We start from the raw sequence: 20,933 nt of genomic DNA, 5'->3' as shown, positions 1-20,933 counted from the left end.
CTCCCAGATTCCCGGCGAGTAATTCTCCAAGGCCAAGATAGCTTCTCGGATTTGTTCGTCGGTATAGAATGTGCTCATGAAAAGTCACCTGCTTGGCCCATCGCCGTTCTGCATCCTAAGCGCCGACAGAAGATCTTGCCGGTTAGGGGACGTTGTAGCCAGGTTGTCCGCTGCGTTAGACAATGCAACCTCGGAGACCATTCATACTTCAACCGCTGTCGACGGCGAACCAGACGTCAGGCGGCGCACCGCCTAATGAGCATCTGCCCAAGCGTCCTGCCCCAAACTTCGAGATGCGAGACTGTGACGGCTCGCGCAGTCTCGCATCATCATCAGATTAAAGCGCCGAGATCACCACCAGGGGCCGCCCCAGCCACCATAATAGCGATGGTGCCAATAGGGTCGGCCGTAATAGGGCCTAGCGTAATAGGGGCGGGCGTAATACGGCGCATAGCCAATGCCGACATAGCCGTAGCCTGGGCCGTCGTAATAATCATAGGGGTCACCCCAGGCAAAGGGCGTTGTCGTCGCGGCAATCCCTGCGCCCAACAAGGCGCCGGCGGCGAGTGCTCCACCACCCCAGCCCCAGCCCCAGCCGCCACCGCGCCAGCCACCGCCGTGCCATCCGCCACCATGCCATCCGCCGCCGAAACCGCGACCGCCATAGCGAACCGCAACCGTGCCAGAGGCGGCGGCGTCAGGCTTGGCGGCCGCGGACAGCCCGGTCATGGGCGCAGATGAGGCCGGCGCACTCGCACCGGCCAGCAGCGCGCCCGACAGGGCCAGCGCCGCAACATAGTTGAAGCTTCGCATTGCAACACTCCTCGACCGAAGGTCATCACGCTTGACCGTGCGCCGAAAATCATCCGCCACGGTCCTCCGTCGCGACGGCGACGGCCTCGAGCACGTGAGTTGCTCAACGCTACGAACCGCCGGTACGCACCCGGGTTCCAATGGAGAAAGCTGATCAGCCCGCGCGCATAGCGGCTATCCGCGCAGTGCCGACGCGGACTGCTCGAACCGCCGGAACGATCAAGGCCGGTGCTGGCACGTTCGGTTCTGAGCGCGCCGGTCGCGTCCTGCGCGATGGCGTGCGGCGGCCGCTGGGTCAGTGATATGTGTGCGCGGCGCGGCGGCCGTCAGATAAGGCGACCCTGAGAACATGCCCACCGCGTCACAGCCTCGCGGCAAGCAAGGCGGGGGAGGTCGATACGATCAGCGGCTCACCTCCGCCGCTTACGTCCCTGCCCCACATTGGCCTGTTTGCGCAGGCCCTCTGCGGCGCTGCCCACGATCTCTGAAATCTGCAGCAACTGCTTGGCCAGCGGGCTGGTCTTGCGCCAGACCATGCCGATGGTTCGCGAGGGCTGCGGCTCGGCAAAGCGCGCCAGCGATACCGCGGCCGAGCGCGTCTCGACGCCGACCGCCATCTCCGGGATCAAGGTCACCCCCATGCCGGCGCCGACCATCTGCACCAGTGTCGAGAGCGAGGACGCATCGAGCATCTCGCGCGGCGCCTGCATATTGCAGAATGACAGCGCCTGGTCGCGGAAGCAGTGCCCCTCCTCCAGCAGCAACAGTCGCATCTCACGCAGGCTCTCGCTGCTCGGCACCGGCGCGCCTTCAAACTCGGGCGGCCGCACCAGCAGAAAATTCTCCGCAAACAGCGCGACCTCGGTCAGTGACGGCTCGGACACCGGAAGCGCGAGAATGGCGGCATCGAGCCGCCCCTCCAACAGCTCTTCGAGCAGGGTCGGCGTCTTCGATTCCCGCACATGAATGTCGATCTCAGGTTGCTTGCGCATCAGGCTCCCGATCACCCGCGGCAGCAGATAGGGCGCGACTGTCGGGATGATGCCGAGGCGGAGTCGGCCGATCAACTTATCGCGAGACGCGCGGGCGAAATCGCCGAGCTCGTCGACCGAGCGCAAAATCTCGCGCACGCGCTCCGCGAGTTGCTCGCCAAAACGCGTCAGCACCACCTGCCGCGCATTGCGCTCGAGCAGGACGCCGCCCAGCGCGTCCTCCATCTCCTTGATTTGCATCGACAACGCCGGTTGCGAGATCGAGCAGGCTTCGGCCGCGCGGCCGAAATGGCCGAGACGCGCCAGCGCATCGAAATAACGGAGCTGTCGCATCGTCAAATGTATCATCAGATTATCTTATCGTGACAATCACCAAAGTCAATTTCCCCTGATCGATCTCACCGCGTAGGGTCCGGCCGCGCCCGTAGGGGGAAACCATGCCGATCAGGTCAGGAGGCAAAAATGGATGATGTCAGCAAGTGCCCGTTTTCGGGCGGCGTGAAGGGATTCAAGAACAAGGATTGGTGGCCGAACCAGCTTGATCTGTCGGTGCTGCATCAGCACTCGAACCTGTCCGATCCGCTCGGCGAGGCGTTTGATTACGCCAAGGAATTCAAGAGCCTCGATCTCGACGCGCTGGTGAAGGATCTGCACGCGCTGATGACGGATTCGCAGGAATGGTGGCCGGCCGATTTCGGTCATTACGGCCCGCTGTTCATCCGCATGGCCTGGCATGCCGCCGGCACCTATCGTATCGGCGACGGCCGCGGCGGCGCCGGGACCGGTCAGCAGCGTTTCGCCCCGCTGAACAGCTGGCCAGACAATGCCAACCTCGACAAGGCCCGTCGCCTGCTGTGGCCGATCAAGCAGAAATACGGCCAGAAGATCTCCTGGGCCGACCTGTTCGTGCTGACCGGCAACGTCGCGCTGGAATCGATGGGCTTCAAGACCTTCGGCTTCGGCGGCGGTCGCGCCGATACCTGGGAGCCGGAGCAGGACATCTATTGGGGTCCGGAAGGCAAGTGGCTCGCCGACGAGCGCTACAGCGGCGATCGTGAGCTCGCCGGCTCATTGGCCGCCGTGCAGATGGGCCTGATCTACGTCAACCCGGAAGGCCCGAACGGCAACCCCGACCCGCTGGCTGCCGCGCGCGACATCCGCGAGACGTTCGCCCGCATGGCGATGAACGACGAGGAAACGGTGGCGTTGATCGCCGGTGGTCACACCTTCGGCAAGACCCACGGCGCCGGTGACGCGTCGCTGGTCGGTGCGGAGCCGGAAGGCGCCGACATCGCGCAGCAGGGCCTCGGCTGGGCCAGCAAATATGGCTCGGGCAAGGGCGGCGACGCCATCACCTCGGGTCTCGAGGTGATCTGGACGACGACGCCAACCAAGTGGAGCAACAACTTCTTCTGGAACCTGTTCGGCTATGAATGGGAGCTGACCAAGAGCCCGGCCGGCGCACACCAGTGGAAGCCGAAGCACGGCGCTGGCGCCAACACCGTGCCGGATGCGCATGATCCGTCGAAGCGCCACGCGCCGTCGATGCTCACCACCGACCTCGCACTGCGCTTCGACCCGGCCTATGAGAAGATCTCGCGCCGCTTCCTGGAGAACCCGGATCAGTTCGCCGACGCCTTCGCCCGCGCCTGGTTCAAGCTGACCCACCGCGATATGGGTCCGAAGGTGCGCTATCTCGGCCCGCTGGTGCCGAAGGAAGATCTGGTCTGGCAGGATCCGGTGCCGGCGCTCGATCATCCCGTCGTCGACGACAAGGATGTCGCGACGCTCAAGTCGAAGATCCTCGCTTCGGGCCTGTCGGTCGCGCAGCTGATCTCGACCGCCTGGGCCTCGGCCTCCACGTTCCGCGGCTCGGACAAGCGGGGCGGTGCCAATGGCGCGCGCATCCGTCTTGCTCCGCAGAAGGATTGGGCGGTCAACAACCCGGCCGAACTCGCCAAGGTGCTCTCGACGCTCGAGGGTATCCAGAAGGAGTTCAATGCATCGGCCACCGGTGGCAAGAAGATCTCGATTGCCGACCTGATCGTGCTGGCCGGCAATGCGGGTGTCGAAGCCGCGGCCAAGAAGGCCGGCGTCGAGGTGGCAGTGCCGTTCGCACCGGGCCGCACCGACGCCTCGCAGGAGCAGACCGACGTCGAATCGTTCGCGGTGCTCGAACCGACCCATGACGGCTTCCGCAACTATCTCAGCGGCAAGCAGTGGCTGTCCGGCGAGGAGCTCCTGGTCGACAAGGCTCAGCTGCTCACGCTGACCGCGCCGGAGATGACCGTGCTGGTCGGCGGCCTGCGCGTGCTCGGCGCCAATGCCAATGGCTCCAAGCATGGCGTGTTCACGGCGCAGACCGAGACGCTCTCGAACGACTTCTTCGTCAACCTGCTCGATATGGGCGTGGCCTGGACGCCGGTCGACAAGGGCGAGCACACTTTCGAGGGCCGCGACCGCAAGTCCGGTGCCGTGAAGTGGACCGCGACCCGCGCCGACCTGATCTTCGGCTCGCACTCGCAGCTGCGCGCGCTGGCTGAAGTCTATGCCAGCTCGGACGCCAAGCAGAAGTTCGTCAAGGATTTCGTCGCCGCCTGGACCAAGGTGATGAACCTCGACCGCTTCGATCTGAAGGCCTGAGTTTAGCGTCACGGCCGATCGGATCAGAGAAGAGCGGCGCTTCAGCGATGAAGCGCCGCTTTTTCATGTTTACATACCCGGCGCTGAGGGCACGTCTTACCGCTGCGCGGCTGAGCCACCACCGTCGATCTGGCGGCCCATCAGGGCGATGGCCTTCTGGTAGACGCCGGCGGCGTTCCAGGCCTCGATGGCGGCGAAGTTCGGCTCGCCGGGCTGATAGCCAGCGCCGGCCTTCCAGCCATTGGCGCGCAGGAAGTTGGCGGTGGAGGCCAGCGCGTTGGCGGCGACGTCGAGATTGCCGACGCCATAGGCCAGGATGTTCTTGGGCATGAACTGGGTCTGCCCGACCTCGCCATGCATCGAGCCGCGCGTGGCGCCCGACAGCACGCCGCGGTCGATCAGCTTCAACGCGGCATAGAGCTGCTCGGTGAAGAATTCCGGACGGCGGCAGTCGTAAGCGAGCGTGGCGATCGACGACAGCATGTGCTGGTTGCCGCGCTGGCTGCCGAACGCGCTCTCCATGCCCCAGATCGCGATCAACGGGCCCGGCGGTACGCCGTAGCGCTGCTCGATGGAGGCGAACATCGCCGCCTGCGACTGCTTCAGCTGCCGGCCGCGCGCAACGATCGCAGCGGCCCCGCGCTTGGCCAGGAACTGGTCGAGCGACAGCTGGAAGCTGCGCTGACCGCGATCGGCGGCGATGGTGGCGGACGCGTAGTTGGTCTGCATCAGCGCCGCGATCGCGGTGCCGCCGACGCCCTTGGCCCTCGCCTCCTCGCTGAACTCGCGCTTCCAGGCATCGAAGCCCGCAGGCGACGTACCGCACTGCGCCGCCTGCGCACCACTCAGTCCCGCAAGCAGCACCATCGCGGTCAAAGCCGTCCTGATCATGGCCTGGCCCTTGGTCATTCCGCCGTCCTCTTCTCTGGTCTGTGGCACGAGCGCTCTTGTGTTTCCATGAGCGACTCATGCGCCTGCACGCGCGATCAACGCGGTGATCGGCATTGCTGTGCCGCGCTGTTGAACCGCCGCAACCTATCGGAAATGACGTCCATGTCCTAGCCGCAGGCGTTGGATCGCACCCAGGCCGGTTCCCATCTACGCGGTGGCTGTCGCGGCGCATGCATCGCTGGGCTCAACAGCCTGCTTATGCGATCGAGGTCCGGTCTGCGCGCCACGATGGGCGGCGCTCCTTTCAGGCTTGATTAATATACATGAACGATACTATACGGTATCGTTTTTAACAGGTGGAGTGCGGCGTGAAACCAGGTTCCAAGCAGGCGGGCAGCGTGGCCGTCGCAATCTGCGTTGCCGCGCTGCTGCTCTCGGCCTGCGCGTCCGTTCAGCGCGCGACCTACTCGGCGGATGAGGCCAAGCGGGCCCGCATCGACGGCTTCGGCGCAATCCGCATGTGGGCCGATGCGCCCCCCGAGACCTTCAACGTGGCGTCGTTCACGCCGAGGCCACAGCCGAACCGGCCCTTCGCCTATCTTGCGCTGTCGGGCGGCGGCGGCGACGGCGCGTTCGGCGCCGGAATTCTGAACGGCTGGAGCGAGAGCGGCGCGCGTCCTGAATTCACGGTCGTCTCGGGCGTGAGCACTGGCGCCCTGATCGCGCCGTTTGCGTTTCTCGGACCGGCTTACGATCCGACGCTGAAGGAGATGTATACGAGCGGCCTCGCCAGTTCGTTCGCCGCCTCTCCCAATGCGCTGGGGGCGGTATTTGGCTCCGCACTGTTCGATAAGCAGCCGCTTCGCGACGCCATCAGCCGGTATGCAACGGCCGAACTGCTGGAAGCGATTGCCAAGGAACACGCAAAGGGGCGACGGCTGTTCGTCGTGACCACCGATCTGGATGCGGGCCGCCCGGTGCTATGGAACATGGGTGAAATCGCGTCGGCGCGAACGCCGCAGGCGCTCGCTTTATTCCGGCAGGTGCTGACGGCATCGGCCAGCGTTCCCGTCGCCTTCCCGCCATCGCTGATCGCCGCCTCCTCCGACGGCAAGCCGATCGAGGAGATGCATGTCGACGGCGGCGTTTCGACGCAGGTCTTCACCTTTCCCGATCGCCTGCTGATGCAGCCCGACACCTCTCGGCGCATGGCGGCACCGAAACCGGCGATTTACATCATCATGAACGGCCGGATCTCGACCGAATTCCAGCCCGTCGAGAACAGCACCAAGGCAATCGCGATCCGCTCACTGGGAATGAAGAGCAAGCGCGAGATCCAGGGCTATCTGTCGGCGACCTATCAATTTGCCAAGCACAACGGGCTCGCCTTCAACATGACCGCGATCGACTCATCCGTTCCCGAAGGCCCGGGAGTGGGATTCGATACCGACTATATGCGCTCGTTATATGCACTTGGCTATGACAGCGCCCGCTCCGGGCAGTTCTGGGTCCAGACCCCCACTCCGCCGCGATCTTGACAGCGGCGAGGAAAGGAATTATAAAACTATACAGTTTCGTTTTATCTTACTGCTTTGGCGGGGAATCCTCTACAAGCACCGACCGATGTCCGAGACAGCGGGGAGCCATGAGACGAATCATTCTGTTCACTTTGATGCTGTTGTCGTGGAGCTCCCTGGCCCATGCCGTCCCCGACGCCTCGACGGCGGGGGGGCAAGCCTCGGATCCGCAAACCTCCAGCTCGAATGATCCGGCGCTGAGCCAGGAAACCATCGACCGCGAGCTCGACCGGTTCCGCCGCACCGAGGTGTCGCTGCACCAGGCGCTGCGGATCGCCGAGAAGATTCATCCCGGCTCGAAAACCGCAGACATCAGCTTCGAAGGCGGACTCGACGTGCCTGTCTACAAGGTCCGGACGCTGCAAAGCGGACAGATCTGGGAGTCCGATATCGACTGCTCCACCGCCAAGGTGCTGAATAGCGTGCTGTTCTCGACGGTCCAGGGGCTGAATGAAAGCGACCGCAACAGCCTGACCGCGCTCGATACGGTGTCTCTGAAGATGTCGGATGCGATCCGGATCGCCGAGCGATCCGCGGCAGGCAAGGCCATCAGCGGTGGCCTGATGACCAAGGACGGCAAGCTCGCCTTTGTCGTGGTGGTGGTCAGCGGCAAGGATCTGAAGCAAGTCACGCTGGAGCCCACGTCGCCACGGCGGCGCTGATCGCGCTCCCTAATCCTTGCCTTGCAGGGCGAGGAAGATCTTGACCCGCTCGCGAATGAAGACGGGCATCTGCTTGCGAAGGGTTTTCTCGTCCAATCCCATCAGCGCGCGCATCATCAGCGGCAGGACGGTCAGATCGATGAAGATCTCCGCAGAGGCCTCCCAGGCCTTTGCAGGCGGGCGTCTCGCCCCGCTTCCGGGGGAGCGAAACGTTTCGGCCAGCAGCACGGCCACCGCGTGCGCCGCACGTTTGCGCGTGACCTCGTGAACCTCGCAGCTGAGATCGGGAAAGCGATAGGCCTCTCCGATCGTTACGCGCAACAGGCCGAGCGTCTCCTTCAACCCGCGATTGACGATGGTCGTCGCCAGCCCGACCAGTTTCTCCTGAACAGTTCCGGCGGGCGCCGTGTAGGAGCCGAAATTCATCAGTTCATTGAGGGAGCGCTCGATGATGGCCGCAAACAAGGCCGGCTTGCCGGAGTATCGCGCATAGATGGTCGGTTTGGACGCCGGCGCCCGTTCCGCGATCTCATCGATGCTGGTGCCGTCGAAACCGCGCTCCAGGAAAACCTCGCGCGCGGCATCCAGGATCCGCGCTTCGATGTCGCCGGCCAATGCCTTCGGAGGCCGGCCCACCCGACCGCGCACGGCATCCCGCGCTACGGCACTTCGCTTAACCTTGGCCAGCGTGCGGGCCATACTCCCGGACCTCGAGTCGACATGTGAACATGTCGATAACGCATTACACGGTCTGGGCGCCGCCGCGATAGAACGCGATTGTGGGAGCAGCTATGCGCACGCATAGTGGCGTACAACATCGGAAACCCTTGAAGACGCTCACTTCATCGAAAGACCTCAAACGCCGAGCTCGCTGAGGTCGTCGAGCACTGCGAGCGCGCCGTCGAAAATATCATCGTGAAAGTAGAGGCTCCGCGTGATGAGCACCGGCACGCCGGCGCGGGTCGCCGCCATAAGCCCATTGCCTGAATCCTCGATCGCCAGGCAGCTTGCACCAGGCAGATCGAGTTGTGACAGCACCTCGATGTAGACGTCCGGCGCCGGCTTCTTCCGCGCGACGTCGTCGGCAGCAACGACCGCTGCGAACATCGTCTCCCAATCCTGCCCCAAGACGGGGGCCAGCAGCGCATCAATATTGACCCGCGTGGTGGTGGTCGCAATTGCCATCCGCTGCCCGCGACCGATTGCCGCGTCGAGCAGCGCCCTCACTCCTGGGCGCAATGGACAGCCCTTGTCGGCCATCAGCGCGGCAAAACGCTCGGTCTTGACCCGATGCAGCCGGGCAATGATGGCATCGCTCAATGGCGGCCCCGTCCGTCGCATCTGGTCGAAGGCGCGAATACGTTCCTTGCCGCCAGCCACCCGCAACAATTCCTTGTAGACACGGCGTCCCCAGTGCCAATCGATGCCGGTCGCCACGAAGGCTTCATTGAAGGCCTCGCGATGCAGCTCCTCGGTTTCCGCCAACGTGCCGTCAACATCGAAGATCAGCGCACCGGCATCGGCGATCCGGCGCTTGAGGTCGTCGAGCGGGGCGTTTTTCACCAGCGCGAGACTCATGGCTGCGCCTCCGTCTTACCCTGCCCGTGCGCGAACACGCGGCTCGCCAGCACGTCGCTGGCCTCGATCGACATCACTTCATCGGACGTCAACACACGGTCGAGCCGCGACACCAGGCGGTTGGCCTGACGCAGGCGGACGCGATCCAGCGCATTGCGGATGGAGCGCGCATTGGAGAACAGCGGCTGCGTGCGGCGCACCGCGATATATTTTTCGAATGCTGCGCGCGCCTCCGGCGAGAAGCGGTAGTTCTGCCCTTCCAGCATCATCTCGGCGATCGTCAGCAGCTCGCCCTCGGAATAGTCCGGGAAGTCGATATGATGGGCGATGCGGGAGCGGAAGCCGGGATTGCTCTGAAAGAACTTTTCCATGCGATCGGCATAGCCGGCGAGGATCACCACGAGGTCCTCACGCTGTGACTCCATGATCTGCAGCAGGATCTCGATCGATTCCTGGCCGTAGTCCCGCTCGTTCTCGGGCCGATAGAGATAATAGGCCTCGTCGATGAACAGCACGCCGCCCATCGCCTTCTTCAGCACCTCCTTGGTCTTCGGTGCGGTATGGCCGATATATTGACCGACGAGATCGTCGCGGGTGACGCTGATCACGTGGCCGCGGCGGACGAAGCCGAGCCGGTGCAGGATGCCGGCCATGCGCAGCGCGACCGTGGTCTTGCCGGTGCCGGGATTGCCGGTGAACGACATGTGCAGCGTCGGAAAGGTCGTCGCCAGCCCCATCTTGCGCCGGATGCGCTCCATCAGCAGCAGCGAGGCGATCTCGCGGATCCGCGTCTTGACCGGCGCAAGACCGACCAGCTCACGGTCGAGCTGTTCCAGGACGGGGGCGATCTCGACGCTCTCGAACTCGCGGCGCAAGTCGATCGTATCGACCGGAGTCGCCTGGCTGGCGTCCGCCTGCGTAGCCTGCATCATGGATCCGTGCTCCGCTTGCCGAAGTTCGCATGCACTGGCGGCAGCTCCTCCCGCGAACTCCGGCAAACAGGGGACGCCGTCAAATCGGATTTCGTCGTTGCGGCAGAGTCGGCGCTGAAGTCCCGCTCTTCCCGGGGGACTTCAGCGCTTCCGTCGTTATGAGTAGCGCTCGCCTTCCGGGCGCTCGGCCGCGTAGGACCGCGTCGAGTAACGCAGATTGCGGCCGACGGTTTCCTGACGATCGAGCCGGAAGCCAGGTTCATGCTTCGGCCGGTTGACGATGAAGGACAACCGGGTCGATTCCCAGCCGTGGCTGGAATCGAACGCCGAGATGCGGATGTAGCGGTCGCCATAGATCTTCCGGCACTCGGCCAACTCGTGCATGATGCCGGCCGCATCGCGCAGGTCGAACATCGGCAGGCCCCACATCTCCCAATAGGTATTGCGGGGGTGCGGATCGTCGGTGAACTCGATGTTCACGGCCCAGCCCTTTTCGAGGGAGTACTGGACCTGGGCCGCGATCTGGTCGTCGGTCAGATCGGGAAGAAAAGAGAAGCAGCCTTGGGTCACGCGCATGTTGATATCTCCTGATGTGGCGCAGCCTGGCGAGCCGGTGTCCGGCCCGCAGCGCGGCGGCGGTTCGAACCGGGTTAAGCGGCGGGAGTGACGGTCGGCACGAAGTCCGGCGAGTCGGTGGATTCGTAGTTGAAGGTCACGTCCTTCCAGATCTCCAGCGCCTCGCGCAGCGGCGTGCAGGTCTGCGCCGCCTTGGCCAGGATCTCCGGGCCCTCATGCACGTAGTCGCGGCCCTCGTTGCGGGCGAGGATCATCGCTTCGAGCGCGACGCGGTTGGCGGTCGCACCGGCGGCGATGCCGCGCGGATGGCCGATGGTGCCGCCGCCGAACTGCAGCACGACATCCTCGCCGAGCAGATCGAGCAGCTGGTGCATCTGGCCGGCATGAATGCCGCCGGACGCCACCGGCATCAGCTTGTTCAGGCTGGCCCAATGCTGGTCGAAGAACACGCCATGCTCCAGCCGCATCGGATTGAAGTCCTCGCGGCAGATGTCGTAATAGCCGCGCGTGGTGTTCGGATCGCCCTCGAGCTTGCCGACCACGGTGCCGGCATGGATGTGATCGACGCCGGCGAGCCGCATCCATTTGGCGATCACGCGGAACGACACGCCGTGCGCGCGCTGCCGCGTGTAGGTCGAGTGTCCGGCGCGATGCAGGTGCAGGATCATGTCGTTGCGGCGCGCCCATTTCGCCATTGACTGGATCGCGGTGTAGCCGATCACGAGATCGATCATGATGATCGTCGAGCCGAGCTCCTTGGCGAACTCGGCACGCTCATACATGTCCTCCATGGTCGCCGCGGTGACGTTGAGATAGGTGCCCTTGATCTCACCGGTGGCCGCCTGCGCCTTGTTGACCGCCTCCATGCAATACAGGAAGCGTTCGCGCCAGTGCATGAAGGGCTGCGAGTTGATGTTCTCGTCGTCCTTGGTGAAGTCGAGACCGCCCTTCAGCGCCTCGTAGACCACGCGGCCATAGTTGCGGCCGGACAGGCCGAGCTTCGGCTTGACAGTGGCGCCAAGCAGCGGCCGGCCGAACTTGTCGAGCCGCTCGCGCTCGACGACGATGCCGGTGGCCGGGCCCTGGAACGTCTTCACATAGGCGACCGGCAGCCGCATGTCCTCCAGACGCAGCGCCTTGAGCGGCTTGAAGCCGAACACATTGCCGATGATCGAGGCGGTGAGGTTGGCAATCGAACCCGGCTCGAACAGGTCGAGATCATAGGCGATGTAGGCGAAATAGCTGCCCGGCGAGCCCGGCACCGGCTCGACCCGGTAGCACTTGGCGCGATACTTCTCCGCGGCAGTCAGGCGATCGGTCCACACCACGGTCCAGGTCGCCGTCGACGACTCGCCGGCGACCGCGGCGCAGGCCTCGACCGGATCCACACCGTCCTGCGGCGTGACGCGGAACAGCGCAATCACGTCGGTGTCCTTGGGCTGATAGGACGGCTCCCAATAGCCCATCTTCTTGTATTCCATGACGCCGGACTTGTAGCGATCCTTGCCGCGCACGGTGATGGATTGATCGTTCATGTGTTCCTCCTGATTGTCGTTGTGGTGTGGGTCTCACGCGGCCGCAGTCATTCCCCCAATTCGTGGATCGAGCGCGCCGGAGCGATAGCGCTTGGCCATCTCCGACAGCGGCAGCACCTTGATCTTCGAGGCATTGCCGGCGGCGCCGAACTGCTCGAAGCGCTCGCGGCACAATTCGCGCATCGAATCCATCGCCGGCTTCAGGAATTTGCGCGGATCGAACTCGACCTTCGACGACGCACCGACCTTGCGGAAGATCGCGGTCATCGCCAGCCGGCAATCGGTGTCGATATTGACCTTGCGTACGCCGTGACGGATGCCTCGTACGATCTCCTCGACCGGCACGCCCCAGGTCTGCGGCATCTCGCCGCCGAACTGGTTGAACATGTCCTGCAGCGCCTGTGGCACCGAGGATGAGCCGTGCATCACAAGATGCGTGTTCGGCAGCCGGCGGTGGATCTCCTCGATCACGTTCATGGCGAGGATCTCGCCATCCGGTTTGCGCGAGAACTTGTAGGCGCCATGCGAGGTCCCCATGGCGATCGCCAGCGCGTCGACCTTGGTGGCGCGGACGAAATCGACCGCCTGGTCGGGATCGGTCAGCAGTTGCTCGCGGCTGACCTTGCCCTCCAGACCGTGGCCGTCCTCCTGCTCGCCGCCGCCGTGTTCCAGCGAGCCGAGCACGCCGAGCTCACCCTCCACCGAGGCACCGACCCAATGCGCCATCTCGACGACCCGCCGTGTGATGTCGACATTGTATTCATAGTCCGCGGCGGTCTTGGCGTCGGCCTTGAGCGAGCCGTCCATCATGACAGAGGTGAAGCCGTATTTAATCGCCGTCGCGCAGGTCGCCTCGTCATTGCCGTGGTCCTGGTGCAGGCACAGCGGGATCTGCGGATACATTTCCTCGAGCGCGTCGATCATCTTCGACAGCATGATGTCGCCAGCGTAAGAGCGCGCGCCGCGCGAGGCCTGGATGATCACGGGGGCGTCGACGGCAGCGGCCGCCTCCATGATCGCGAGCCCCTGCTCCATGTTGTTGATGTTGAAAGCCGGCACGCCGTAGCCGCGCTCGGCGGCATGGTCCAGCAATTGTCTGAGCGTGATCCGCGCCATGGTTCGTCTCCGTCCCTGTTCGTGTGTTGTGTCGTGTCGCTCTCGGGCGTCCGCTCAGGACGCCCGCGCCCGGATGATGTTGCGCATGGCGGCATCGGCCACCGCCGCGGGCGTGATGCCGAACTCTCGGTACAGCACATCGGCAGGCGCCGAGGCGCCGAAGCCCTGCATGCCCACGAACTCGCCGCTGTCGCCGAGCCAGCGCGCCCAGTCGCCCTCGATGGCAGCCTCGACGCCGATGCGCGGCGCGTTACCGAGCACTTGAGCGCGATACTCCGCCGTCTGCTGGCGGAACAGTTCGAAACACGGCGCCGACACCACTGCAGCATGCACGCCTTCGGCCGCCAGCAGCTTCGCCGCCTCCAGCGCGATCGCCACCTCAGAGCCGGTCGCGATCAGAGTGACGTCGCGGCGAGTTTCCGGCTCCACAACCACATAGGCGCCGAGCGCCACCTTGTTGTGGTCGGATGCCTCGGTGCGGAAGGCCGGCAGCGCCTGGCGCGACAGGCAGAGCACCGAAGGCGAGGTTTCGGCGCGCAGCGCGCAGTCCCAGGCTTCCGCCGTCTCGACCGCATCAGCCGGACGGAACACCAGGAGATTGGGAATGGCACGCAGGCTGGCGACATGCTCGACCGGCTGATGCGTGGGCCCGTCCTCACCGAGGCCGATGGAATCGTGAGTCATCACATGGATGACGCGGATGCCCATCAGCGCAGCGAGGCGGATCGCCGGCCGGCTGTAGTCGGCAAAGGCCAGGAAGGTGCCGCCATAAGGAATGAAGCCGCCATGCAGCGCGATACCGTTCATCGCCGCCGCCATTGCATGCTCACGAACGCCGTAATGCACGTAGTTGCCGTCCATGGTCGCCGGCGTCACCGACTTGTGTGTCTTCGCCTTGGTCAAATTCGAGTGGGTCAGATCCGCGGAGCCGCCGAGCAGATTGGGTAGCACCGTCGCGATCACATCGATGACGTTCTGCGAGGCCTGGCGCGTCGCGATCTTCGGCCGCTCGGCCGTGAGCTGCGCGATGAACTGCGCCATGCGCTCGGTATAGGCCGCCGGCAGCTTCTTGTTCAGCGCATCGTGGCATGGCGAGCGGTCCGCAGTGCACAGCTTTCGCGCCCGCTCCTTCCAGGCCTGCCGCACGCTGTGGCCGCGCGCGCCAATCTCGCGCCAGCTCACCAGCACATCGGCCGGAATCTCGAACGGCCGGTGCGGCCAGTGCAGGGCGGCGCGAGTCTTCTCGACCTCCTCCGGCCCGAGCGGCGCGCCATGCGCCTTCTCCGAACCCTGGCGTCCAGGCGAGCCGAAGCCGATCGTCGTGCGGCAGGCGATCATCGTGGGCCGGTCGCTCTGCCGGGCCGCGGCGATCGCAGCCGCAATCGCTTCGGGATCATGGCCGTCGATACGGGACGTCGCCCAGCCCGAGGCGGCGAAGCGGCCGAGCTGATCGTCCGAACAGGCCAGTCCGGTCGAGCCGTCGATCGAGATGCCGTTGTCATCGAACAGCACGATCAGGCGGTTGAGCCGCAGATGCCCGGCGAGCGAAATCGCCTCGTGGCTGATGCCCTCCATCAGGCAACCGTCGCCGGCAATGACGTAGGTGTAATGATCGATCAACTCGTCGCCATAGCGCGCGTTCATCAGGCGCTCGGCCAGCGCCATGCCGACAGCCGTGGCGATGCCCTGCCCGAGCGGGCCGGTCGTGGTCTCGACGCCGGGCGTGTGACCATATTCCGGATGCCCGGGCGTCTTGGCGCCCCACTGCCGGAATCGCTTGATCTCGTCGATCGTGACCGCCTCGTAGCCGGTCAGATGCAGCAGCGCATAGAGCAGCATCGAGCCATGACCGGCCGACAGCACGAAGCGGTCGCGATCGGGCCAGGCCGGATCGGCCGGATCGAACTTCATGAAGCGCGAGAACAGCACGGTGGCGACGTCGGCCATGCCCATCGGCATGCCCGGATGACCCGACTTCGCCTTCTCCACGGCATCGATCGCCAGAAAGCGGATGGCGTTCGCCATCTCGGCGTGAGCCGGATCAGCCTTTGCGGCAGGCTTTTGCAGAGCAGTGGCGGTCATAGCGTGCGCCTCTTTCGGTCCATCAGTTGCATGATCATCGGTGTGAGAATGAGCTGCATGGCGAGATCGAGCTTCGAGCCATGGATCACGATCGAATTGGCGCGCGACATGAAGCTGCCCTGGATCATCGAGAGCAGATAGGGGAAGTCGATGCCGCGCGGGTTCTTGAGACGGATCACGACCATCGATTCGTCCGGCGTCGGGATCCAGCGCGCGATGAACGGATTGGACGTATCGACCGTCGGCACACGCTGGAAGTTGATGTCGGTCTCCGAGAATTGCGGGATGATGTAGTTCACATAATCCGGCATCCGCCGCAGGATCGTGTCGGTCACGGCCTCGGTGGTGTAGCCGCGCGAGGCGCGGTCGCGATGCAGCTTCTGGATCCATTCCAGGTTGATCACCGGGACGACGCCGATCTTCAGATCGGCATGCTGCGCGATGTTCACCTTCTCGGTGACGACGGCGCCATGCAGGCCCTCGTAGAACAGAAGATCGGAATCGTCCGGCAGCCGGCTCCACTCGGTGAAATTGCCCGGCCTCGTATCGTAAAGCCGCGCCTCCTCCTCGTCGTGCACATAATGGCGGGTCATGCCGGTGCCGGTCTCGGAGTAATCGCGAAACGTCTTCTCGAGCTCCTCGAACAGATTGGTATCCGGGCTGAAATGGCTGAAGTGCTTGTTGCCGCGTTCAGCCTCCTCGACCATCTTGCGGCGCATCTCTTCGCGGTTGTAGCGGTGAAACGCATCGCCCTCGATATAGGCGGCCTTGACGTTCTCGCGGCGGAAGATGTTCTCGAAGGTCTTCTTGACCGAGGTGGTGCCGGCTCCCGACGAGCCGGTGATCGAGATGATGGGATGACGACGTGACATGAACTTTCTCCGGAAGTCTCGCTCGGTGGCCGCTCAGCGGAACAGGCCGCGCCGCGCGAACAAAGGCGCATCGCTGGTCTCGAACAGCGGCTCGACGCCCTCATGCAACTGGTCGACGTCACGAACGAGGCGAACATCGCCCATGATCAGCGGCGCGCGCTGATGCGGTGAGCGCGCCGACAATTCGAGAATCCGCGAGCGGCCGCTCGACGCCGAGCCACCGGCCCATTCCATGATCAACGCCATCGGATGGGCTTCGTAGACCAGCCGCAGCCGGCCCTCGCGATAGCCGGGGCGGGAATCGGCTGGATAGAGGAAGACGCCGCCACGCATCAGGATGCGATAGGCCTCCGCCACCAGCGAAGCGATCCAGCGCATGTTGAAGTCGCGGCCGCGCGGACCCGCGGCACCGGCCAGGCACTCGTCGACATAATTGCGCACCGTGCCGCTCCAGTGCCGGCGGTTCGAGGCGTTGATCGCAAACTCCGGCGTATCCTGCGGAATGCGCAGGCCGGACCTCGCCAGCACGAACTCGCGCAGCGTCGGGTGCAACACGTACAGGTCGACGCGATGGTCGATCGCGAGCACCAGGCAGGTCTGCGGTCCGTAGACGAAGAACCCGGCGGCGCGCTGGGCCGTGCCCGGCTCGAAGAAGCTGGAGAGAACGTCGCGTCCCCTGGGCCGGATCGAGAAGATGGTGCCGACCGAAATGTTGTTCTGCAGATTGGAGGAGCCGTCGAGCGGATCGATCGCCACGCAAAGTGGGGCAGCAGCATTGACCGTTTCCGGCCGATCGACCTCTTCGGACAGGATGCCTGCCACCGGCGCCTTTCGGAGCGCGTCACGCATCAGATTGTCGGCGACGATATCCAGTGCCTTCTGCACGTCGCCGTCGGCGTTCACCGTCGCGGCGCCCTCATCGAATCCCGCAAGCGGCGCGATCGCGATCTGCCGGGCGAGCTCCCGCGCGGCGTCGGCGAGAGCCTCGATGACGGCGGCGCAGTCGGCGTCTGCATTCTGCAATGCGAGATGAGCCTGCAATGTTGGGCTTTGTTCCATGGGCCACTCCCTTGCCATCAGCTCCTCTATGGGGGGAGCTTGATGAAGCTGCACGAAGGCGTCGTGCGGCGCTGCTATGAACACTCGAATTGCACGATTAGGGAAATTTCAATATCTTTGGATCGGCCAAAGTTTTCCTTATGTCGAGAGTTCCATGAGCCGGCGCTTCTCCCGCGACCTCACCATTCGCCAGCTTCGCGCGCTCGTCGCGGTGCAAAACTCTGGGTCAGTGACCTCGGCGGCCGGCCGGTTGCATCTCACACAACCGGCGGTCACGCTGCAAATTCGCAATCTTCAGGAGCTCGCCGGGCTGCCGCTGATCCAGCGCACCGCCGACGGCATGATCCTGACCGAAGCCGGGCTCAGCGTGCTGGCTCTGGCCGAACGCGTCGAGGCGGCGCTGCTGGATTGCGAGCAGGCCCTCGACATCCTGGCGGGCCGCAGCGGCGGCCGCGTCGCAATCGGCGCCGTCAGCACCGCGAAATATTTCGTGCCGTTTGCGATTGCGGAATTTTCGCGGCGTTTTCCCAAGATCGACGTCACCCTGCGGATCGGCAATCGCGACAGCCTGCGCGAGGCCTTGCGCGGCTATGATCTCGATATTGCCATCATGGGCCGGCCGCCCGCCGACATTCCGGTCGACATGCGGCCGTTCGGCCAGCATCCGCACATCATCATCGCCCCGGCGGGCCATCGCCTTGCACGCCGCAAGCGAATTGCCGCCGAGGACCTCGCAGACGAGGTTTTCATCACGCGTGAGCCTGGCTCCGGGACGCGGCTGCTGATGGAGACCTTTTTCGAGAAGAAGGGGCTGCATCCGAAGACCAGCATGGAGATGGACAGCAACGAGACGATCAAGCAGGCCGTCATCGCCGGTCTCGGCATCGCCTTCATCTCGCAGCATACCGTGTCGCATGAGCTGAGCGAAGGGCGGCTGGTCACCTTGCGGGTCACCGGCCTGCCGATCATCCGGCAATGGCATGCGGTGCGGCGCGCCGACAAGCTGCTGCTGCCGCCGGCCCAGGCGATGCTGGATTTCTTCGGCAAGGAGGGCGCACGCTTCCTGCCGCGATGAGAACCATGTCCGAAGCTGGCGCATCCTCGCTTCGGGCATGATGTCGTCTCACCAGTCGATCTCGAACCGGCAGGCGGAGGCGCCGGTCGCCTGGCAACTGATCTCGCGGGCACGCGCATGGGGGTGTACCAGTTCGGCGAACAGCGTCGCGAACGTCGCGGCGTAGAAGTCGCAGAGGGCATGGTCGGCGCTCTGCCCCCGGCACAGCGGGCAATGGCCGATGTCGTAGATCGTCGGCTTTCCGGGACGGGCGGTGAAGCGCCCGGTGCCGGCAAAGGTCCAGGCATGGGCCGAGATGGCGCGCGACAGCGCATGGCTGGCGAGCCGCGCCGGCAGCAGGCGAAGCAGGCGCTGGGCTGCCGGCGGGATGCGATAAGCGAGCAGATAGGCCGCCGTCAGTTGCCCCGCTTTGATGCTGGCCGCGCGGGCCGAATCCTCGTCCAGCGCGGCGCGGAGCGCGCGGTGCAGGCGGATGACCTCGGCCTCATCGACCATGTCGGCCGGCGGCGCGGTCAGATACGCCTCGAGCCCCGCGGTCGCGAACACGCTGCGCGCGGCCGCATCGCCTCGCAGCAGGCGCAAGGCCTCCGCGGTCTGGATGATCGCATTGGGGCCGATGCGCCCAGCGGGGCACAGGCCGTAGGATTGGTGCTTGAAAGGGGCCGCAGGCCCGTCATCGTCCGCCGAGACGCCCGCCTCCGCCGGGCTGCTCGGAACGACAGCTGGTCTTGCGGCACGACCGACGCCGCTCATGACGGGGCGCCCCGGGTGAAGCCCCCACCCGACGATGCTTCGCATGGCCGGGAGGCCCATGAGGCCTGGAACGGCCCCAGGCGCGAAGACCGTGCAGCAGCAAGCGAGACGCGGCCGCGCACGGCGCCAGCGCGCGGCAGCTGAGTGTGCTGAGCGCGCGTACCATGCATCTCAATGCACCCTCGTCTCGGCCTCTTCGCTCATCTGCTCGGTGCCGCCGCCGCAGGCCATGACCTGCGCCTGCTGCGGTCCGGTCAGCTTGCGATTATGGCTGGTCTTCCATTCGACCTTGCCGGGCTCGGCCCGCTTGCGCGAGGTGTCGAAGCCGAAATCGACCTTGCCCTTCGACTGCGGGCCCCAATAATTGACCCGACCCAGATCGTAGAATTTGCGCTCGAAGCCGGACTTCAGGAACGCCTTGAGGCAGCCAAGCAGATAGCGGCGGCGCTCGCCGGAGCCGGCCCAGGGATAGGAGAACAGCGCCTTGTGCATGTAGAAGCGGCGATAGTTATTCATGACGCCGTCGAGCAGCTCGCCGCGATCCATCGCGTCCGGCTTCATGATCGGCGTGACGAAATTGTATTTCTCATAGTCGAAGATCTCGACCTTGTCACCGAGGTCGCGAAACAGGTCGGAGAACGGCCACGGCGTATACATCGCCCAGTTGGCGAGATCCGGCTTCCAGTCGCGCGCCATCTGGTAGGTCTCTTCCAGCGTCTCGCGGGTCTCGTTCTCCAGCCCGACGATGAACTGCGCCTCGACGACGATGCCGACGTCGCGCAGGAGCTGGATCGCCTTCTTGTTCTGCGCGACCGTGGTCTCCTTGTTGAAGCGGTCGAGCTTCATCTGCGCCGCGGCTTCGGTGCCGAGCGAGACATGGATCAGGCCGGCCTTGCGGTACAGCGGCAGCAGCGCCTCGTCGCGCAGGATGTCGGTGACGCGGGTGTTGATACCCCAGAGGATCTTGAGGTCGCGGCGGATCAATTCCTCGCAGAACGCGACGAACTTCTTCTTGTTGATGGTCGGCTCCTCGTCGGCCAGGATGAAGAAGCCGACATCGTGCTCGCGCATCAAGGTCTCGATCTCGTCGACCACCTTCTTCGGGTCACGGATGCGATAGTCGCGCCAGAACTTCCACTGCGAGCAGAAACTGCAGGTGAACGGACAGCCGCGCGCCATGTTGGGAATAGCGACGCGCTTATTCATGGGGATGTAGATATATTTGCTCCATTCGAGCACGCTCCAGTCGGGCGTGATCGCATCGAGGTTCTTCACCGTCGGCGCCGCCACGGTCGCCACGACCTCGGTGCCGTCGCGATAGGCGATGCCCTTGATGCTGCGGCGATCGCGTTCCCAGCGGCCGTCCTCGCGCGCCCGCATCAGGTCGACGATGATCTCCTCGCCCTCGCCGCGCACGATGGCGTCGATCCACGGCGCCTCGGTCAGCACCTGCTGATACATGAAGGTGGCGTGGATGCCGCCGAGCACCGTGAGTGCTTCAGGGTGCTCCTCCTTGGCAATCTCCAGCAGCCGCTCGGCCTTGTAGATCGAGGGGGTGATCGCGGTGCAGCCGATCACGTCGGGCTTTTCGCTGCGCAGGATGGCGCGGACCTGCTCCTCGGAGAGGTCGTTGGTCATCGCGTCGATGAAGCGGAGATCGGTGAAGCCAGCGGCCTTCAGGGCGCCGGAGATGTAGGCCGCCCAGGCCGGTGGCCAGTTGCCGGCGATCTCAGCGCCGCCGGAGTGATAATTCGGATGCAGCAACAAAATCCGCACG

At 64.7% G+C, this 20,933-nt stretch carries 18 protein-coding genes; 4 read left to right on the top strand and 14 right to left on the bottom strand.

Annotated features, from left to right (window positions below; translation table 11 throughout):
* Positions 1–351: 351 nt before the first annotated feature.
* Complete coding sequence (locus HL671_RS19185; protein ID WP_172237561.1) at positions 352–813, bottom strand: hypothetical protein; 462 nt, start codon at positions 811–813, stop codon at positions 352–354.
* A 410-nt stretch (positions 814–1,223) separates the two neighbouring features.
* Positions 1,224–2,153 carry a hydrogen peroxide-inducible genes activator gene (locus HL671_RS19180; protein WP_172237558.1) on the bottom strand — a complete coding sequence of 310 codons (930 nt, stop codon included), beginning with the start codon at positions 2,151–2,153 and terminating at the stop codon, positions 1,224–1,226.
* A gap of 114 nt (positions 2,154–2,267) precedes the next feature.
* On the opposite strand from HL671_RS19180, the gene katG reads away from it, so the two are divergent.
* On the top strand, positions 2,268–4,448 hold the full coding sequence (katG, locus tag HL671_RS19175; protein ID WP_172237555.1) for a catalase/peroxidase HPI: 2,181 nt from the start codon (positions 2,268–2,270) through the stop codon (positions 4,446–4,448).
* A 96-nt stretch (positions 4,449–4,544) separates the two neighbouring features.
* Here katG and HL671_RS19170 read toward each other — a convergent pair whose 3' ends face one another.
* A complete protein-coding gene (locus HL671_RS19170; RefSeq protein ID WP_172237606.1) occupies positions 4,545–5,357 on the bottom strand; it encodes a lytic murein transglycosylase in 813 nt (270 codons plus the stop codon).
* Positions 5,358–5,707: 350 nt separating this feature from the next.
* On the opposite strand from HL671_RS19170, the gene HL671_RS19165 reads away from it, so the two are divergent.
* Together HL671_RS19165 and HL671_RS19160 are read left to right on the top strand one after the other, a co-directional pair.
* Complete coding sequence (locus tag HL671_RS19165; RefSeq protein ID WP_172237552.1) at positions 5,708–6,877, top strand: patatin-like phospholipase family protein; 1,170 nt, start codon at positions 5,708–5,710, stop codon at positions 6,875–6,877.
* Between the two features lie 107 nt (positions 6,878–6,984).
* Positions 6,985–7,578, top strand: a complete 594-nt coding sequence (locus HL671_RS19160; protein WP_172237549.1) for a PepSY domain-containing protein — start codon at positions 6,985–6,987, stop codon at positions 7,576–7,578.
* Between the two features lie 9 nt (positions 7,579–7,587).
* Here HL671_RS19160 and HL671_RS19155 read toward each other — a convergent pair whose 3' ends face one another.
* From HL671_RS19155 to HL671_RS19115, 9 genes are all read right to left on the bottom strand, one after another.
* Positions 7,588–8,277, bottom strand: a complete 690-nt coding sequence (locus HL671_RS19155) for a TetR/AcrR family transcriptional regulator (protein ID WP_012046244.1) — start codon at positions 8,275–8,277, stop codon at positions 7,588–7,590.
* A 156-nt stretch (positions 8,278–8,433) separates the two neighbouring features.
* Positions 8,434–9,156 (bottom strand): HAD-IA family hydrolase, encoded by a 723-nt coding sequence (locus tag HL671_RS19150; RefSeq protein WP_172237546.1) that lies wholly within the window; start codon positions 9,154–9,156, stop codon positions 8,434–8,436.
* Positions 9,153–10,085 (bottom strand): CbbX protein, encoded by a 933-nt coding sequence (gene cbbX, locus HL671_RS19145; RefSeq protein ID WP_012046246.1) that lies wholly within the window; start codon positions 10,083–10,085, stop codon positions 9,153–9,155. The genes HL671_RS19150 and cbbX overlap by 4 nt, the downstream gene beginning before the upstream one ends.
* Before the next feature lie 159 nt (positions 10,086–10,244).
* On the bottom strand, positions 10,245–10,664 hold the full coding sequence (locus HL671_RS19140) for a ribulose bisphosphate carboxylase small subunit (RefSeq protein ID WP_012046247.1): 420 nt from the start codon (positions 10,662–10,664) through the stop codon (positions 10,245–10,247).
* Between the two features lie 74 nt (positions 10,665–10,738).
* Entirely contained in the window at positions 10,739–12,199 is a 1,461-nt protein-coding gene (locus HL671_RS19135) for a form I ribulose bisphosphate carboxylase large subunit (RefSeq protein WP_012046248.1), read from the bottom strand.
* Between the two features lie 33 nt (positions 12,200–12,232).
* Positions 12,233–13,315 carry a class II fructose-bisphosphate aldolase gene (fba, locus tag HL671_RS19130; RefSeq protein WP_012046249.1) on the bottom strand — a complete coding sequence of 361 codons (1,083 nt, stop codon included), beginning with the start codon at positions 13,313–13,315 and terminating at the stop codon, positions 12,233–12,235.
* 54 nt (positions 13,316–13,369) lie between these two features.
* Positions 13,370–15,397, bottom strand: a complete 2,028-nt coding sequence (gene tkt, locus HL671_RS19125) for a transketolase (RefSeq protein ID WP_041750977.1) — start codon at positions 15,395–15,397, stop codon at positions 13,370–13,372.
* Positions 15,394–16,269 carry a phosphoribulokinase gene (locus HL671_RS19120; RefSeq protein ID WP_012046251.1) on the bottom strand — a complete coding sequence of 292 codons (876 nt, stop codon included), beginning with the start codon at positions 16,267–16,269 and terminating at the stop codon, positions 15,394–15,396. Before HL671_RS19120 ends, tkt begins: the two co-directional genes overlap by 4 nt.
* 33 nt (positions 16,270–16,302) lie before the next feature.
* On the bottom strand, positions 16,303–17,346 hold the full coding sequence (locus tag HL671_RS19115) for a class 1 fructose-bisphosphatase (protein WP_012046252.1): 1,044 nt from the start codon (positions 17,344–17,346) through the stop codon (positions 16,303–16,305).
* Between the two features lie 136 nt (positions 17,347–17,482).
* Between HL671_RS19115 and HL671_RS19110 the strand changes: the two genes are divergently transcribed.
* Positions 17,483–18,403 (top strand): LysR family transcriptional regulator, encoded by a 921-nt coding sequence (locus HL671_RS19110; RefSeq protein WP_172237543.1) that lies wholly within the window; start codon positions 17,483–17,485, stop codon positions 18,401–18,403.
* Positions 18,404–18,451: 48 nt separating this feature from the next.
* Here the strand turns inward: HL671_RS19110 and bchJ are convergent, their stop codons facing one another.
* Both bchJ and bchE read right to left on the bottom strand, forming a co-directional pair.
* On the bottom strand, positions 18,452–19,156 hold the full coding sequence (gene bchJ / locus HL671_RS19105) for a bacteriochlorophyll 4-vinyl reductase (RefSeq protein ID WP_172237540.1): 705 nt from the start codon (positions 19,154–19,156) through the stop codon (positions 18,452–18,454).
* 171 nt (positions 19,157–19,327) lie between these two features.
* Positions 19,328–20,932 carry a magnesium-protoporphyrin IX monomethyl ester anaerobic oxidative cyclase gene (bchE, locus tag HL671_RS19100; RefSeq protein WP_172237537.1) on the bottom strand — a complete coding sequence of 535 codons (1,605 nt, stop codon included), beginning with the start codon at positions 20,930–20,932 and terminating at the stop codon, positions 19,328–19,330.
* Between the last annotated feature and the right edge of the window lies 1 nt (position 20,933).

The organism is Bradyrhizobium denitrificans, assembly GCF_013179005.1.
Lineage (GTDB): Bacteria > Pseudomonadota > Alphaproteobacteria > Rhizobiales > Xanthobacteraceae > Bradyrhizobium > Bradyrhizobium denitrificans.
This window is presented reverse-complemented; position numbering and strand designations above follow the sequence as displayed.

What these genes read in the sequence shown, in the direction of transcription:
- HL671_RS19185 (WP_172237561.1), bottom strand. Translation starts at nt 813, where the DNA reads ATGCGAAGCTTCAACTATGTTGCGGCGCTGGCCCTGTCGGGCGCGCTG.
- HL671_RS19180 (WP_172237558.1), bottom strand. Translation starts at nt 2,153, where the DNA reads ATGATACATTTGACGATGCGACAGCTCCGTTATTTCGATGCGCTGGCG.
- katG (WP_172237555.1), top strand. Translation starts at nt 2,268, where the DNA reads ATGGATGATGTCAGCAAGTGCCCGTTTTCGGGCGGCGTGAAGGGATTC.
- HL671_RS19170 (WP_172237606.1), bottom strand. Translation starts at nt 5,357, where the DNA reads ATGACCAAGGGCCAGGCCATGATCAGGACGGCTTTGACCGCGATGGTG.
- HL671_RS19160 (WP_172237549.1), top strand. Translation starts at nt 6,985, where the DNA reads ATGAGACGAATCATTCTGTTCACTTTGATGCTGTTGTCGTGGAGCTCC.
- HL671_RS19155 (WP_012046244.1), bottom strand. Translation starts at nt 8,277, where the DNA reads ATGGCCCGCACGCTGGCCAAGGTTAAGCGAAGTGCCGTAGCGCGGGAT.
- HL671_RS19150 (WP_172237546.1), bottom strand. Translation starts at nt 9,156, where the DNA reads ATGAGTCTCGCGCTGGTGAAAAACGCCCCGCTCGACGACCTCAAGCGC.
- cbbX (WP_012046246.1), bottom strand. Translation starts at nt 10,085, where the DNA reads ATGCAGGCTACGCAGGCGGACGCCAGCCAGGCGACTCCGGTCGATACG.
- HL671_RS19140 (WP_012046247.1), bottom strand. Translation starts at nt 10,664, where the DNA reads ATGCGCGTGACCCAAGGCTGCTTCTCTTTTCTTCCCGATCTGACCGAC.
- HL671_RS19135 (WP_012046248.1), bottom strand. Translation starts at nt 12,199, where the DNA reads ATGAACGATCAATCCATCACCGTGCGCGGCAAGGATCGCTACAAGTCC.
- fba (WP_012046249.1), bottom strand. Translation starts at nt 13,315, where the DNA reads ATGGCGCGGATCACGCTCAGACAATTGCTGGACCATGCCGCCGAGCGC.
- tkt (WP_041750977.1), bottom strand. Translation starts at nt 15,397, where the DNA reads ATGACCGCCACTGCTCTGCAAAAGCCTGCCGCAAAGGCTGATCCGGCT.
- HL671_RS19120 (WP_012046251.1), bottom strand. Translation starts at nt 16,269, where the DNA reads ATGTCACGTCGTCATCCCATCATCTCGATCACCGGCTCGTCGGGAGCC.
- HL671_RS19115 (WP_012046252.1), bottom strand. Translation starts at nt 17,346, where the DNA reads ATGGCAAGGGAGTGGCCCATGGAACAAAGCCCAACATTGCAGGCTCAT.
- HL671_RS19110 (WP_172237543.1), top strand. Translation starts at nt 17,483, where the DNA reads ATGAGCCGGCGCTTCTCCCGCGACCTCACCATTCGCCAGCTTCGCGCG.
- bchJ (WP_172237540.1), bottom strand. Translation starts at nt 19,156, where the DNA reads ATGAGCGGCGTCGGTCGTGCCGCAAGACCAGCTGTCGTTCCGAGCAGC.